This window comes from Mumia sp. zg.B17, assembly GCF_019550915.1.
GTDB lineage: Bacteria > Actinomycetota > Actinomycetes > Propionibacteriales > Nocardioidaceae > Mumia.
In genome coordinates this window covers 672,670-686,118 of sequence record NZ_JAHWCI010000006.1, presented here as the reverse complement: position 1 = coordinate 686,118, position 13,449 = coordinate 672,670, and the positions used below count along the sequence as shown (strand labels likewise).

Annotated in this window: 12 protein-coding genes and 1 tRNA gene; 6 read left to right on the top strand and 7 right to left on the bottom strand. The window is 70.4% G+C overall.

Annotated elements, in window-relative coordinates:
- Window positions 1-38: 38 nt before the first annotated feature.
- Window positions 39-1,739 (bottom strand): acetolactate synthase, encoded by a 1,701-nt coding sequence (locus KV097_RS11790; RefSeq protein WP_220365948.1) that lies wholly within the window; start codon window positions 1,737-1,739, stop codon window positions 39-41.
- Window positions 1,740-1,770: 31 nt separating this feature from the next.
- Window positions 1,771-2,697, bottom strand: coding sequence for a DUF2785 domain-containing protein (locus KV097_RS11785; protein WP_308289409.1), 927 nt, complete (start codon window positions 2,695-2,697; stop codon window positions 1,771-1,773).
- Window positions 2,698-2,796: 99 nt separating this feature from the next.
- On the opposite strand from KV097_RS11785, the gene KV097_RS11780 reads away from it, so the two are divergent.
- Window positions 2,797-4,278 (top strand): sensor histidine kinase, encoded by a 1,482-nt coding sequence (locus tag KV097_RS11780; RefSeq protein ID WP_220344038.1) that lies wholly within the window; start codon window positions 2,797-2,799, stop codon window positions 4,276-4,278.
- An 81-nt stretch (window positions 4,279-4,359) separates the two neighbouring features.
- Here the strand turns inward: KV097_RS11780 and KV097_RS11775 are convergent, their stop codons facing one another.
- Window positions 4,360-4,611: a WhiB family transcriptional regulator gene (locus KV097_RS11775; protein ID WP_220344039.1), complete on the bottom strand. Its 252-nt coding sequence runs from the start codon at window positions 4,609-4,611 to the stop codon at window positions 4,360-4,362.
- 239 nt (window positions 4,612-4,850) lie between these two features.
- Here KV097_RS11775 and KV097_RS11770 point away from each other — a divergent pair, with 239 nt between their 5' ends.
- The 3 genes from KV097_RS11770 to KV097_RS11760 all read left to right on the top strand — a co-directional run bounded on the left by KV097_RS11770 (window position 4,851) and on the right by KV097_RS11760 (window position 7,669).
- Entirely contained in the window at window positions 4,851-5,255 is a 405-nt protein-coding gene (locus tag KV097_RS11770; RefSeq protein WP_220344040.1) for a hypothetical protein, read from the top strand.
- 171 nt (window positions 5,256-5,426) lie between these two features.
- Window positions 5,427-6,623, top strand: coding sequence for an NADP-dependent malic enzyme (locus KV097_RS11765; RefSeq protein ID WP_374106988.1), 1,197 nt, complete (start codon window positions 5,427-5,429; stop codon window positions 6,621-6,623).
- 77 nt (window positions 6,624-6,700) lie between these two features.
- Entirely contained in the window at window positions 6,701-7,669 is a 969-nt protein-coding gene (locus KV097_RS11760; RefSeq protein WP_220344041.1) for a zinc-binding dehydrogenase, read from the top strand.
- Window positions 7,670-7,731: 62 nt separating this feature from the next.
- On the opposite strand, the gene KV097_RS11755 is transcribed toward KV097_RS11760, so the two are convergent.
- Together KV097_RS11755 and KV097_RS11750 are read right to left on the bottom strand one after the other, a co-directional pair.
- On the bottom strand, window positions 7,732-7,908 hold the full coding sequence (locus tag KV097_RS11755) for a DUF6104 family protein (RefSeq protein WP_220344042.1): 177 nt from the start codon (window positions 7,906-7,908) through the stop codon (window positions 7,732-7,734).
- A 17-nt stretch (window positions 7,909-7,925) separates the two neighbouring features.
- Entirely contained in the window at window positions 7,926-11,735 is a 3,810-nt protein-coding gene (locus KV097_RS11750) for a multifunctional oxoglutarate decarboxylase/oxoglutarate dehydrogenase thiamine pyrophosphate-binding subunit/dihydrolipoyllysine-residue succinyltransferase subunit (RefSeq protein ID WP_220365947.1), read from the bottom strand.
- Window positions 11,736-11,900: 165 nt separating this feature from the next.
- On the opposite strand from KV097_RS11750, the gene KV097_RS11745 reads away from it, so the two are divergent.
- On the top strand, window positions 11,901-12,149 hold the full coding sequence (locus KV097_RS11745) for a hypothetical protein (protein WP_220344044.1): 249 nt from the start codon (window positions 11,901-11,903) through the stop codon (window positions 12,147-12,149).
- Window positions 12,150-12,167: 18 nt separating this feature from the next.
- On the opposite strand, the gene KV097_RS11740 is transcribed toward KV097_RS11745, so the two are convergent.
- On the bottom strand, window positions 12,168-12,779 hold the full coding sequence (locus tag KV097_RS11740; protein WP_220365946.1) for a hypothetical protein: 612 nt from the start codon (window positions 12,777-12,779) through the stop codon (window positions 12,168-12,170).
- Window positions 12,780-12,893: 114 nt separating this feature from the next.
- Window positions 12,894-12,965: transfer RNA gene (locus tag KV097_RS11735), tRNA-Arg, on the bottom strand.
- Between the two features lie 58 nt (window positions 12,966-13,023).
- Here KV097_RS11735 and KV097_RS11730 point away from each other — a divergent pair.
- Complete coding sequence (locus KV097_RS11730; protein WP_220346490.1) at window positions 13,024-13,425, top strand: two-component system response regulator; 402 nt, start codon at window positions 13,024-13,026, stop codon at window positions 13,423-13,425.
- Window positions 13,426-13,449: the final 24 nt, after the last annotated feature.

Sequence of the window (13,449 nt, the reverse complement as noted above, 5' to 3'; positions counted from 1 at the left end):
CATGGTCGCACGTGGGGCCGAGTGGCCCGTACGCGACCTCAGACCCCGGTGGTGCTGCGCGGGTAGATCGCGTCGACGTCGGTCATCACGTTGACGAGGTAGGGGACGCCGGACGCGAACGCCCGGTCGAGTGCGGGACCGATCTCCTTGGGGTCGGTGACCGCCTCGCCACCACCGCCGAGGGTCGTCACGATCTCGTCGTAGCGCGTCTGCGGAGCGAGGTCGGCAGCGACGTCGTAGCCGTAGAGGAACTTCATCGGCGCCTTCTCCAGGCCCCATGCCGAGTTGTTGCCGACGACCATGACGACCGGCAGGTTGTGGCGTACGAGCGTGTCGACGTCGATCAGTGACATGCCGGCGGCTCCGTCGCCGAAGAGCACGACGACCTGGCTGTCGGGTCGGGCGATCCGTGCCGCCATCGCGGCGCCGAGACCGGCGCCGAGACAGCCGTACGGTCCGGGGTCGAGCCAGCAGCCCGGGCGTGCCGGCTCGAGGAACTTGCCGGCGAAGGACACGAAATCCCCTCCGTCACCGATGACGACCGCGTCGTCGGCCAGGCGCGGGATGAGCTCCCCGTAGATGCGCGCGGGGTGGATGGGGTCGGCGGAGGCGCTGAGGAGCTCGGCGTCGCGGGTGACCGCCGCCGAGACGGCGTCGCTCAGCTGCTCGGCCCAGCCGGACCAGGAGGGGCGGGTGCCGGTCGTCGACTCCAGCGCGCGGAGCACCTGGTCGAAGCACGCCGTGAGGTCGCCCGAGAGGGAGGCCGCGAGGTCGGCGCGGGTCGACACCTGGCCCGGGCTGTCGGCGACGTGCACGACCTGTGCGGGGGTGGCGCCGTCCTTGCCGCCGAAGACGCCGTAGCCGAGGCGGAAGTCGAGCGGTGTCCCCACGACCACGACGAGGTCGGCCTTGCCGAGCGCCTGGGACCGCGCCTTCGTGACGAGCAGTCGATGACCGCGCGGGACCACCCCGCGGCCCATGCCGTTGGAGATGGCGGGGATGCCCGTCTCCTCGACGAACCGCAGAGCCGCCTCCTCCGCGCCGTCTGCCCAGACGTCCGTCCCGAGGACGAGGAGGGGACGCTCTGCCCGGGCGATCAGACGCGCCACCTGCCCGACCTGGTCGTCATCGGGCTCGATCGTGTCGGGAAGGCTCCCGTACGCGGCGTCGGCGGGCGCCGTCGTCCGGCTGAAGAGCTGGTCCATCGGGACGTCCAGGAACGTGGGCCCCCGGTGCGACGAGCCCGCGAGCGCGAACGCCTGGTCGACCGTCGGACCGATCTCATCGGTGGTCTTGGCCGTGCCCGCCCACTTCGAGACGGTGGAGACGATCGGCGGGTGGTCGAGCTCCTGGAGGCTCCCCATGCCCCACGTGTGCGTCGCCGCACGGCCGCCGATCGTGACCAGCGGCGACCCGGCGAAGTGCGCCTGCGCGATGGGGCTGACGCCGTTGGTGACGCCCGGTCCGGCCGTCAGCACGGCCAGGCCAGGCGTACGCGTGAGCTTCCCCGTCGCCTCGGCGGCGAACACCGCGGACGGCTCGTGGCGCACGTCGATGAGACGCATCGGCTGGTCGGCCTTCACCGCGGCGTCGTACAGCGGGAAGACATGGGCACCCGAGAGGGTGAACATCGTCTCCACGCCGTGCGCGCGGGCTGCGTCGAGGGCGTGGTCGCCTCCGTGGCCTTCCCGACCCTCGGGGGCCGGAGCGTCGGGCGCGGTGGGGGTCTCAGCTGTCATGTGACCTAGGTTACCCAGGGGTAATCCTCGGTCACCGCGCGGTGGTCACCGTCCGTCGCCCGCCGGCCGTCGCGAACAGCCACGGCGTCTCGGCACGGATCTGCTCGATCACCGCGAGCAGCAGGTCGGCGCGGTGAGGGGTGGGCGTGGCGAAGAGCGCGTCGTCGCCGATCACCTCCACGCGCCCCTTCACGCCCAGCGCGAGCTGGACGTAGAGGGCGCGGAGGAAGCGCGAGGTGTTGTACGCCGCCGGGGTCGGCCACTCACCCGGCGAGCTGCCGCGGGTACGAGGGCGACGGGTCCCCGCTCCGAGTCGAGCGAGCCACGGCTCGACGACGTTGGGTGCGACGACGTCGCGGTGCAGCACCGCCATCGCCGCGTACGCCAGCCGGTCCTCCTCGCCGTGGTGCAGCACGTGCTCGGTGGGGGAGAGCAGCCGGTCGGCCAGGACGTCGAGGAGCACCGTCAGCTCGAGCTTGTCGAAGTGCGGCGAGCGCGCGAGGGCGCCGAGCAGGTCGGCGCCGTGAGACCCGGCGTTGGCCCATCCGACGTCCGGGATCCATCCCCGCAGGTCCTTCTCGCGCACGAACCACGACGTGGCCTGGTCGCCCCAGCCCATCACGGTCGCCGCCGGCAGCAGCTGCATCTCGTTGTCGCGCACGATGATCTCGGACAGCACGAGCGCCGTGTAGGACCGCCGGAGGATCGTCAGGTCGCCCTGCGTGCCGAGTCCTGTCTGGAGGCCGGTGACGACGCCGTTGCCGAAGCCGCGCAGCAACGCGTCGTACTCGCCGGAGTGGATCCACGTCGCCAGCAGCGGGAAGGCGATGGCGTCACGCGTGTGGGCGTCAGGGCTCGCCAGCATGTCGATCAGCTCGAGCGTGAGGTCGTTGAGTGATCGGTCGTCCGGGACATGCATCCCGGCGTCGATCACGGAACGCCAGTACGACTCGGACACGAGGACATGTTTGCACGCCGAGCGGTGCAGGCGAGACCCGGCCCACACTCGTCTCGGCAGTCAGACCGCCTCCGCCGCCCGCTGGATACGCTGGACTCCGTGCCCTCCCTCGACGACGTCGCGACTCACCAGACCAGCCTCGACGCTGCCGACATGGAGTGGCTGCACCAGCTCGTCGCCGACTGGCAGATCCTCGCCGATCTCTCGTTCGCGGACCTGGTCCTGTGGTTGCCCGATGCGGAGGGCAAAGGATTCTGGGCCGGGGCGCAGATGCGGCCCACCACCGGCGTGACTGCGCACCTCGACGACGTCGTCGGTGACTTCGTTCCCCGCAACCGCCGACCCACCATCGACGCGGCCTTCCGCCAGGGCCGCGTGGTGCGCGAGGGCGACCCGGAGTGGCGCGACGACATCCCGGTCCGGCTCGAGACCATCCCGGTACGCCGCGACGGGGCCGTCATCGCGGTGATCGCCCGCAGCACCAATCTCCTGGGAGTGCGGACGCCGAGCCGGCTCGAGCTCGCCTACCTCGCGATGGCCGACGACCTCACGGAGATGATCAGCAAGGGCGAGTTCCCGTTGCTGGGCGAGCAGTCCGACCTGTCTCACTCGCCGCGGGTGGGCGACGGGCTGATCCGCACCGACGCTGACGGCCGGGTCATCTATGCCAGCCCCAACGGCGTGTCGGCCTTCCGTCGTCTCGGCGTGACAGGGGACCTCGAGAGCGTCGACCTCGCGGAGGTCACCAGATCTCTGCTGAGCGCCCCGAACCGTCCCACCGAGCAAGCGATCCTTCCTGCGCTCACCGGACGCAACGTCACCCAGGCCGAGCTCGAGAACGGTGACGCGTCGCTGAGCCTGCGCTCGATCCCGCTCCGTTCCTCGGGGGAGCCGTCCGGCGCCCTGGTGCTGCTGCGAGACGTGACGGAGCTGCGTCGTCGTGAGCGGGAGCTGATGAGCAAGGAGGCGACGATCAGGGAGATCCACCACCGGGTCAAGAACAACCTCCAGACGGTGCAGGCGCTGCTGCGGCTGCAGGCCCGCCGGATGGACACCGGTGCCGGTCGCGAGGCGCTCGAGGAGGCGGTGCGACGGATCGAGTCGATCGCCGTGGTGCACGAGACGCTGAGTCAGGCCTTCGACGAGAAGGTCCCGTTCGACGACGTCGCCGACCGGCTGCGCACCATGGTCGCCGAGGTCGCCTCGGCAGCCAGGAGCGTCACCACGGAGCGGATCGGGAGTTTCGGGGAGCTTCCTGCCGAGGTGGCGACGCCGCTGGCCATGGTGCTCACCGAGCTGATCCAGAACGCCGCCGAGCACGCCTTCGGAGAAGAGGAGCGTGGCCACGTCGTCGTCGAGGCGCACAGGCGCGGTGACCGGCTCGACATCGCGGTCCTGGACGACGGGGTCGGACTGCCCGCGGGGTTCGACCCCCGCGGGACGACGAGTCTCGGCGTCTCGATCGTCGCGACCCTCGTGGAGTCCGAGCTCGGGGGAGTGCTGTCCTTCGGCCCACGGCATCCGGCGACCGGCGGTGGTGGCACGCGCGTGCGCATCCAGGTGCCGCTCGGGGGACGCTGACGGACGAAGGCCCCGTCCCGCGGTTGGCGGGTACGGGGCCTCGGTACGAAAAGGTGCAGCAGACCGGTGAAGGGCGCGGGGTCAGGCGGTGCGGATCCGGGCACGCGCGGTGCGACGCTTGAGTGCGCGGCGCTCGTCCTCGCTCATGCCGCCCCAGACGCCGTGGTCCTGACCGGACTCCAGCGCCCACGTGAGACACTGCTCGCGGACGTCGCAACGGCGGCACACCACCTTGGCCTCCTCGACCTGCGAGATGGCCGGCCCCGTACTCCCGATGGGGAAGAAGAGTTCCGGATCCTCGTCGAGGCACGCAGAGTGGTGACGCCAGTCCATGGCGAAACGTCCTTTCTTCTGACCGCGGGAGGGCGCGATCTTAGGTTTGTGAATCACTTCACGATCGGGGGCGGAAGCCTACTAGTCCCTTACCGTAGGTGAGGGGGTTCTGGGCGTCCGATCTGTTTGTCCTGCGCCCGGAGGAAAACACCGTGAAACCGGCGCTGAACAGCAGCAATAAGATCGTCGCAATAAACGCCGGTTAACACAAGGGCAATCTGAACGAAGGAGCCTGTTCCGTGGGTCACACCACACCTGGGCGGACAGTCAGGATCGTCGCCGCCGTCCTCCTCGTGGCCGTCGAGGGGCTGGGGCTCGCCGTCTTCGCCACGCTCGACCTCCTGGACCTGCACGCCGACCGCGCCGTCCTGGCGATCGGGACCTCGCTGTTCCTGTTCGCCTACGCCGGTCTGCTCCTGGCCTCCGCGCGCGGACTGTGGCGCCTCCAGACCTGGGTGAGGGCACCCATCGTGTTCACGCAGCTCATCCAGCTCGGCCTGGCGTGGAACCTCCGTGAGGCTGCCCCGCCGCTGTCCGGGCTCTTCGCCGTCGTTGCCGGCGCCGTCTTGTGGGGCATCCTGTCGCCGGGGACGAGCCGGATCCTCGCGGCCGTCGACGAGGAGTCGCGCGCCTCTCAGCAGTGACGCGTGTGGTTCAATGGGCTTCGGGTCACCCCCTCTCCACCGCTCCCGCGGCCAGACCGGCCGTGTGCGGGGCTCCGGTTCCCGGTCCCGTTCCTGACCGGCCGTCCTCTGCGCGGCACTCTGGTGCCGTCGTGGACGTGCTTTCACCCTTCTTCCCAGTGAGGTTCTGTCGTGGTTGCCGAATCAGTCGACCGTCTCCCCTTCCCGTCGCAGCACGTGGGAGACCCGGTTTTCGACGTACACCGCGGCGGCAAGATGGAGATCGCGGCGACCGCCCCGCTGCGCGACGCCCACGACCTCTCGCTCTCCTACACTCCCGGGGTTGCCCGTGTGTGCGAGGCCATCGCCGCGGACCCCTCCGTCGCCGACGACTACACCTGGGTCCCCAACACGGTCGCGGTGGTCACCGACGGCTCGGCGGTCCTGGGACTCGGTGACATCGGGCCGACGGCGTCCCTGCCGGTGATGGAGGGCAAGGCGATCCTGTTCAAGCAGTTCGGCGGGGTCGACGCGATCCCGCTGGCGCTCGACGTGCGTGATCCCGGCGACTTCGTCGACACGGTCGCCCGGATGGCGCCGAGCTTCGGCGGCATCAACCTCGAGGACATCGCTGCTCCCCGCTGCTTCGAGATCGAGCGCGCGCTCCAGGCGCGGGTGGACATCCCGGTCTTCCACGACGACCAGCACGGTACGGCGATCGTCACCCTGGCGGCGCTGCTCAACGCCCTGAGGCTCACGGGTCGGAGGGTCGAGGACACCAAGGTCGTCATCTCCGGGGCCGGCGCCGCCGGTGTCGCGATCGCCCGGATCCTCCAGGCCAGCGGTGTCCGCATGCTGGCTGTGGTCGACCGCCGTGGAGTCATCCACCGCGGCAGGACTGACCTCACGCCGATCAAGGCCGAGCTGGCCTATGAGACGCGCGAGTGGGGTCGCACAGGCCAGCTCTCCGACGCCCTCGACGGCGCCGACGTCTTCATCGGCGTGTCCGGCGGCACCGTGGGGGAGTCGGCGATCGAGCGCATGGCGGAGGACGCGATCATCTTCGCGCTGGCCAACCCGACGCCCGAGGTCCACCCCGACATCGCGCGCCGCCACGCCCGCGTGGTCGCGACCGGTCGCTCCGACTACCCCAACCAGATCAACAACGTCCTGGCGTTCCCCGGGGTCTTCCGCGGGGCGCTCGACGTGCGTGCCTCGCGGGTGACCGAGGGCATGAAGGTTGCCGCCGCGCGGGCGCTGTCGGACCTTGTCGGCGACGCGCTCAGCGAGTCGTACGTGATCCCGTCGCCGTTCGACGAGCGGGTGGCGCCGGTGGTGGCGGGGGCGGTGATGGCGGCGGCGCGTCGCGATGGGGTCGCGCGTCGGTAGGGCGATGGGGTCGCGCGTCGGTAGGGCGACGGGGTCGCGCGTCGGTAGGGCGACGCCGGACCCCGTAGGGTGCGTGCATGTTCGCCGTGTATGCCGAGTCCTTCAGTCCCGACGACCCGCTCTCCGGCCTCGTGGTCGGTGAGCGTCCCGACCCCCAGGTGCCTGACGGATGGACGACCGTCACCGTCAAGGCGGCCTCGTTGAACCACCACGACGTCTGGTCCCTGCGGGGTGTCGGCCTGCGCGAGGAGTCGCTGCCGATGATCCTCGGCTGCGACGCGGCGGGCTACGACGAGGACGGCAACGAGGTGGTCGTCCACGCTGTCGTCAGCGACCCCTCCTGGACCGGCGACGAGACGCACGACCCGAGGCGCTCGCTGCTGTCGGAGCGGTTCCAGGGGACGTTCGCCGACAAGGTCGCAGTGCCGCGTCGCAACGTGGTGCCCAAGCCGTCCGGGCTGTCGTTCGAGGAGGCCGCGTGCCTGCCGACGGCGTGGCTCACCGCCTATCGGATGCTCTTCACCCAGTCCGGGCTCAAGCCTGGCGACACCGTCCTGGTCCAGGGTGCCGGTGGCGGGGTCTCGACCGCGTTGATCGTCCTGGCGAGAGCTGCCGGGATGCGCGTGTACGCGACGAGCCGGGACGAGGGCAAGCGGGCACGGGCGCTCGAGATCGGCGCGCACGAGGTCTTCGAGGCCGGTGCCCGCCTGCCCGTCCGCGTGGACGCCGTGATGGAGACCGTGGGTGCCGCCACCTGGTCGCACTCGGTCAAGTCGCTCAAGCCGGGCGGGACGATCGTGATCGCCGGTGCCACGTCGGGCAACAACCCTTCGCACGCCGAGCTGACCCGGATCTTCTTCCTCCAGCTGCGGGTGCAGGGCTCGACCATGGGCACCCGCACGGAGCTGGCTCAGCTCGTCGAGCTCCTCGACGTCACGGGCACCCGGCCCCTGATCGACCAGGTGATCCCGATGACGGACGCGCCGAAGGGCTTCGCGGCGGTCGCGTCCGGCGACGTGTTCGGCAAGATCGTCTTCACGCGCTGACCCACCCGACGACGAAGGCCCGCCGATCCGGAGATCGGCGGGCCTTCGTGCGTCTGTCCTGCTCAGTCGTCCTCGTCGTCGAGGCGCGCGAGCCAGGTCGCGAGCCGCTCGACCGGCACCTCGAACTCGGGGTTCAGATCGACGAACTCCTGCAGCCGCTCAGAGAGCCACGCGAACGTGGCCTCCTCCTCGCCGCGACGGGAGGCGAGCTCCTCGATCCCTCGGTCGGTGAAGTACACCGTTCCTCCTTCGCGCCTCAGGCGAACGTGCGCTCCATGAGCGCCTTGTTCTCCTCCACGTGCCGCTTGTGGTTGCCCACGGACGGCGCCGCCGACGCGTCACGCGAGACCCGCACCACGGGCAGCGACAGCTCCGGCGCCAGGTTCAGCGCCATGAACGGCCACGGACCCTGGTTGGCAGGCTCGTCCTGAACCCAGCGGACCTCACGGGCGTTGCCGTACTTGGCAAGCTCGGCCTCGATCTCCGCCAGCGGCAGCGGATAGAGCTGCTCGACGCGGACGACCGCCGTACGGATGCCGTCCTTCTCGACCTTGTCACGGGTCGCGAGGATGTCGTACGCGACCCGACCGGAGGTGAGCACGACCCGCTCGACCTTGCTCGCGTCCATGCCGCCCTCGGCCGGATCGGCGAGCACCGGCTGGAACGTGCCCGTCGTGAAGTCCTCGGGCTGCGAGGTGGCGGCCTTCAGGCGCAGGAGCTGCTTGGGGGTGAACACGATGAGCGGGCGGTGCTCGCTCTCGAGGTTCTGGCGACGCAGCAGGTGGAAGTACGAGGCGGGGGTCGACGGCTGGGCGACGACCATCGCGTCCTCTGCGGCGAGCTGGAGGAAACGCTCGATCCGGGCCGAGGAGTGGTCGGGCCCCTGGCCCTCGAAGCCGTGCGGCAGCAGCAGCACGACGCCCGACTTCTGGCCCCACTTCGCCTCACCGGCCGAGATGTACTCGTCGATGACGGACTGGGCGCCGTTGACGAAGTCGCCGAACTGTGCCTCCCACATCGTCAGCGCCTCGGGCCGCGCCACCGAGTAGCCGTACTCGAAGCCGAGCGCGGCGTACTCGCTGAGGAGCGAGTCGTAGATGTAGAACGTGCCCTGGTCCTCCGTCATGCGCGCCAGCGGCGTCCACTCGGCTCCGGTGCGACGGTCGATGATCGTCGCGAAGCGCTGCGAGAAGGTGCCGCGGCGCGAGTCCTGGCCGGCGAGACGCACGGGACGCCCGTCGAGCAGGAGCGAGCCCATGGCGATGATCTCTCCCGTGCCCCAGTCGATCGGGCCGGCCGTGATCGCGGCAGCCCGGCGCTGGAGCTGCGGAAGAACCTTCGGGTGGACCGTGAAGCCGTCGGGGACGCTGGTGTAGGCCTCGGCGATGGTCTTGAGCGTCTCCGGAGACACGGCCGTCTCGAGTCGCGCGAGCTCCGGCTTCTCCGGGTACTCCGGCGCCGTCTGGTACTCGTCGACGGTGCTGGCCTCGGCGAAGACGCGGTGGAGCTGGTCCTGGTAGTCCTTGAGCGCGCTCTCGGCCTCCTCCATCGTGATGTCGCCACGACCGATGAGCGCCGACGTGTAGAGCACACGCACGGACTTCTTCTTCTCGATCACGTCGTACATCTGCGGCTGGGTGAAGCTCGGGTCGTCGCCCTCGTTGTGACCGCGCTTGCGGTAGGTGATCAGGTCGATGACCGCGTCACGCTTGAAGGTCCTGCGGTACTCGTAGGCCAGCTGTGCGATCCGGATGCACGCCTCCGGGTCGTCGCCGTTGACGTGGAAGATCGGCGCCTGGATCATCCGGGCGACGTCGGTCGCGTACGTCGACGAGCGCGACGAGCTCGGCGAGGTGGTGAAGCCGACCTGGTTGTTGACGATCAGGTGGATCGTCCCGCCGGTGCGGTATCCGCGCAGCTGGGAGAGGTTCAGCGTCTCCGCCACGACGCCCTGGCCGGCGAACGCCGCGTCTCCGTGGATGAGCAGCGGGAGGATCGGGAACTCCTCGCCGCGGTTCAGGCGGTCCTGCTTGGCGCGGGTGATGCCCTCGAGCACCGGGTCGACGACCTCGAGGTGGGACGGGTTGGCGGCGACGGAGACCTTGATCTTGTCACCGCTGGCCGCCGTGAACTCGCCCTCGACACCGAGGTGGTACTTCACGTCGCCCGAGCCCTGCACGGTCCGCGGGTCGATGTTGCCCTCGAACTCGCGGAAGACGTAGCCGGGGTTCTTGCCGGCGATGTTGACCAGCACGTTGAGCCGGCCCCGGTGCGCCATGCCGATGCAGACCTCGTCGAGGTTGTCGGCCGCAGCGGCCTCGCAGATCTCGTCGACGAGCGGGATCGTCGTCTCCGAGCCCTCGAGGCTGAAGCGCTTCTGGCCGACGAACTTCGTCTGGAGGAAGGCCTCGAAGGCCTCGGCCTGGTTGAGCTTGTGCAGGATCCGCAGCTGCTCCTCGCGGGGCGGCTTGGAGTGCTCCCGCTCCACACGCTCCTGAATCCACCGCCGCTGCTCGGGATCCTGGATGTGCATGTACTCGATGCCGGAGGTGCGGGCGTAGGAGTCGCGGAGGATGCCGAGGATCTCGCGGAGCTTCATGAAGCGGCGCTCGCGGCCCCCGAACGAGCCCGTCGCGAACTCGCGCTCGAGGTCCCACAGCGTGAGCCCGTGCGAGGAGATCTCGAGGTCGGGGTGGCTGCGGGGGGAGTGGTCGAGCGGGTTGGTGTCGGCCATCAGGTGGCCGCGCACGCGGAAGGCGTGGATGAGCTCGAGCACGCGGGCCTGGCGGTGGACCTCGTCGTCGTGGCTGACGGCGATGTCGCGGGCCCAGCGGATCGGCTCGTACGGGATCTTCAGCGACGCGAAGATCTCGTCGTAGAAGCCCTCCTCGCCGAGGAGCAGACCGCTCACGCGGCGCAGGAAGTCGCCCGACTGCGCGCCCTGGATGATCCGGTGGTCGTAGGTCGACGTCAGGGTCATCATCTTGGAGATGGCCTGGGTGGCGAGGGTGTGCTCGGAGGCGCCCTGGAACTCCGGCGGGTAGTCCATCGAGCCGACGCCGATGATGGCGCCCTGGCCCTTCATCAGGCGCGGCACCGAGTGGTTGGTGCCGATCGTGCCCGGGTTGGTCAGGCTGATCGTCGTGCCCTGGAAGTCGGCGACCGTCAGCTTGTTGTTGCGCGCCTTGTCGACGACGGCCTCGTACGCCGTCCAGAACTGGGCGAAGTCCATCGTGTCGGCCTGCTTGATCGACGGCACGACCAGCTGACGGGTGCCGTCGGGCTTGGCGAGGTCGATCGCGAGACCGAGGTTGACGTGAGCAGGCTGGAGGAGGTTGGGCTTCCCGTCGACGACCTCGAAGCCGGCGTTCATCTCCGGCATCGCCGTGAGCGCCTTGACCAGCGCGTAGCCGATGATGTGGGTGAACGACACCTTGCCACCACGCGCGCGGGCGAGGTGGTTGTTGATGACGATGCGGTTGTCGATCAAGAGCTTGACCGGCACCGAGCGGACACTCGTCGCGGTCGGGACCGAGAGGCTCTCGTCCATGTTCAGCGCCGTACGGGCCGAAGCGCCGCGAAGGACCTTCTTCTCCACGTCGGCGCCGGGGGCGGGAGCCGACGTCTTGGCCGCCGGGGCGTTGGGCTTCGGCTTCGCCTTGGCCGGCTTGGCAGCCTTGTCGGCGTCGCCCGTGGGTGCGGCCTTCACGCTCTCGGTCGGGGGCGAGGCCACCGCCGGGCGGGCGCCGTCACCGGCCGGCGTGGGGATGTCCCCGGCCGCCGTCGGCTTGGCTGTGGGCGGACGGACAGCGGTCGCCGTCGCCTTCACCGGCCGGGCGCTGCTCGAGCCGTTCGACGTCGGGGGACTGCTCGGCGCTGCTCCATCGCCTTCGAAGAGGCGAGACCACGACGCGTCGACCGACGCGGGGTCCGACTTGTAGCGCTCGTACATCTCCTCGACGAGCCACTGGTTGGTGCCAAAATCTGGCAGGGGGCTGTCGCTCTGGGCCACGGCCTCGATCGCCTCTTCCGGGTTGTCCGTTGTCTCCGACGCCCCGCAGGGCATACGCGTACCAGGGTAGACCCCGAAGGAAGGGGCGTCATCGACGGTACCGAAGCATGTCCAGGCTCACATCCAGGCGGTGACGTCCGGGTTCGGACGTCCAGATCAGGGGCACGTCCGGGGGCGTCCCCGATCACAACGGGCCCCGGGTGCGCCCAGGATGACAGCATGCTCCTGCCACTGGTCTCGGTCACCGTCATCGGCATCGTCGCCGGTCTCCTCCTCCGGCCCTCTCCACCGGTACGGAGGAGCAGGCCCCGTGGTGTCGCGGTCGGGGTCCTCGGGGCGTGGGCGGGCTTCCTCGTCCTCGCCCTCCTCGGCGTCGTCGTCGACGTCGTGGCCGGCACGGGAACATACGTCGCCCTGCTCGGGCACGCGGGCGCCGTCCTCGGTGCGGCCGCCGCGAGCAGGTCGTAGGCGGCGGGTCTCGAGCGTCTAGGCCGTCCGGTCGTCGCGGGCGGACGCGGCGACGAAGCGTGCCTCGGCGGCGCGCCAGGCCGACTGCGCGGCCGAACGGACCACGGGGACGAGCGGCGCGACGGCGGAGGTCGCCGAGGCCGGCAGGTGCTGGCGACCCCAGCGGCGAGCGTCACCCCACAGGTCGAGGCCGCGTGCCTGCAGCTCGAGACGCCGCCACGCGCGCTCCAGGTCGGCCACGGCATCGGCGTAGGCGGCGATGCTCGCGTGGTCGCGCGGCCGCGCCGCGTCCCGCCGGGAGGAGGCGGTCGAGGCGAGCGCCACGAAGCGCGCGGTCGGGCGACGGCGTACGTCGTCGGCGAGCGCCGCGGACTCGTGGCCGTGGACCTCCTCGCGCATGTCCATCCAGGCGTCGAGGATCCCGTCGTGCCGGTGCAGCGACGTACGGTGCAGGCGGGCGAAGTAGGCCCGCGCGCGGCGGCGGTAGCCCACCTCCTCGGCGGTCAGTGCCGCCATGCACGCGCCTGCTGCGACCACGGCGACCACCGGTCCGACGGTGAGACCGACCAGGGCCGCCACGCTGAGCCAGGCCGCCCAGCTGGGGAGGCGGTTGCCGCGGTTCGCTCGCATGCCCACCAGGGTACGTCGGCGCGGGCACGTTCGGACAGCATCGCGACGGACGAAGCGCCCAGAAGAAGAACAGCCGCTGACCTGTCGGTGCAGGTCAGCGGCTTGATCTGTCGGTGCCCCCGGTAGGATTCGAACCTACGCTCCCGCCTCCGGAGGGCGGTGCTCTATCCCCTGAGCTACGGGGGCGTGCGCGCTTCTCGAGCGAGCCCGACAACGGTAGCGCACGCCGAGTACGGTTGCGCACATGCCCTTCCCGAACGGCCGGCCGCCGCGTGTCCTGGTGGTCGACGACACCGACTCGATCCGCCTGCTGCTGCGGACCAACTTCGAGCTGGAGGGATGGACCGTCCTGGAGGCGGCCGACGGCCTGGAGTGCCTCGACGTCGTCGTGGACACCCGGCCCGACGTGGTGACGATCGACGTCGTCATGCCCCGGATGGACGGGCTGGAGACTGTACGCGCGCTCCGCAGGTCCCCGAGCACCCGTGACATCCCGGTCGTCATGGTGACGACCCAGGCCCAGGCGTACGACCTCCAGCGGGGCCAGGACGTCGGCGTGGACGCCTACGTCACCAAGCCCTTCGACCCCGCGGTGCTGGTCCGTACCGTGCGCGCGGTGATCGAGGGGGCGTCCCAGCCCGGATAGCCGAGTGAGACTGCGGCGCCTGCG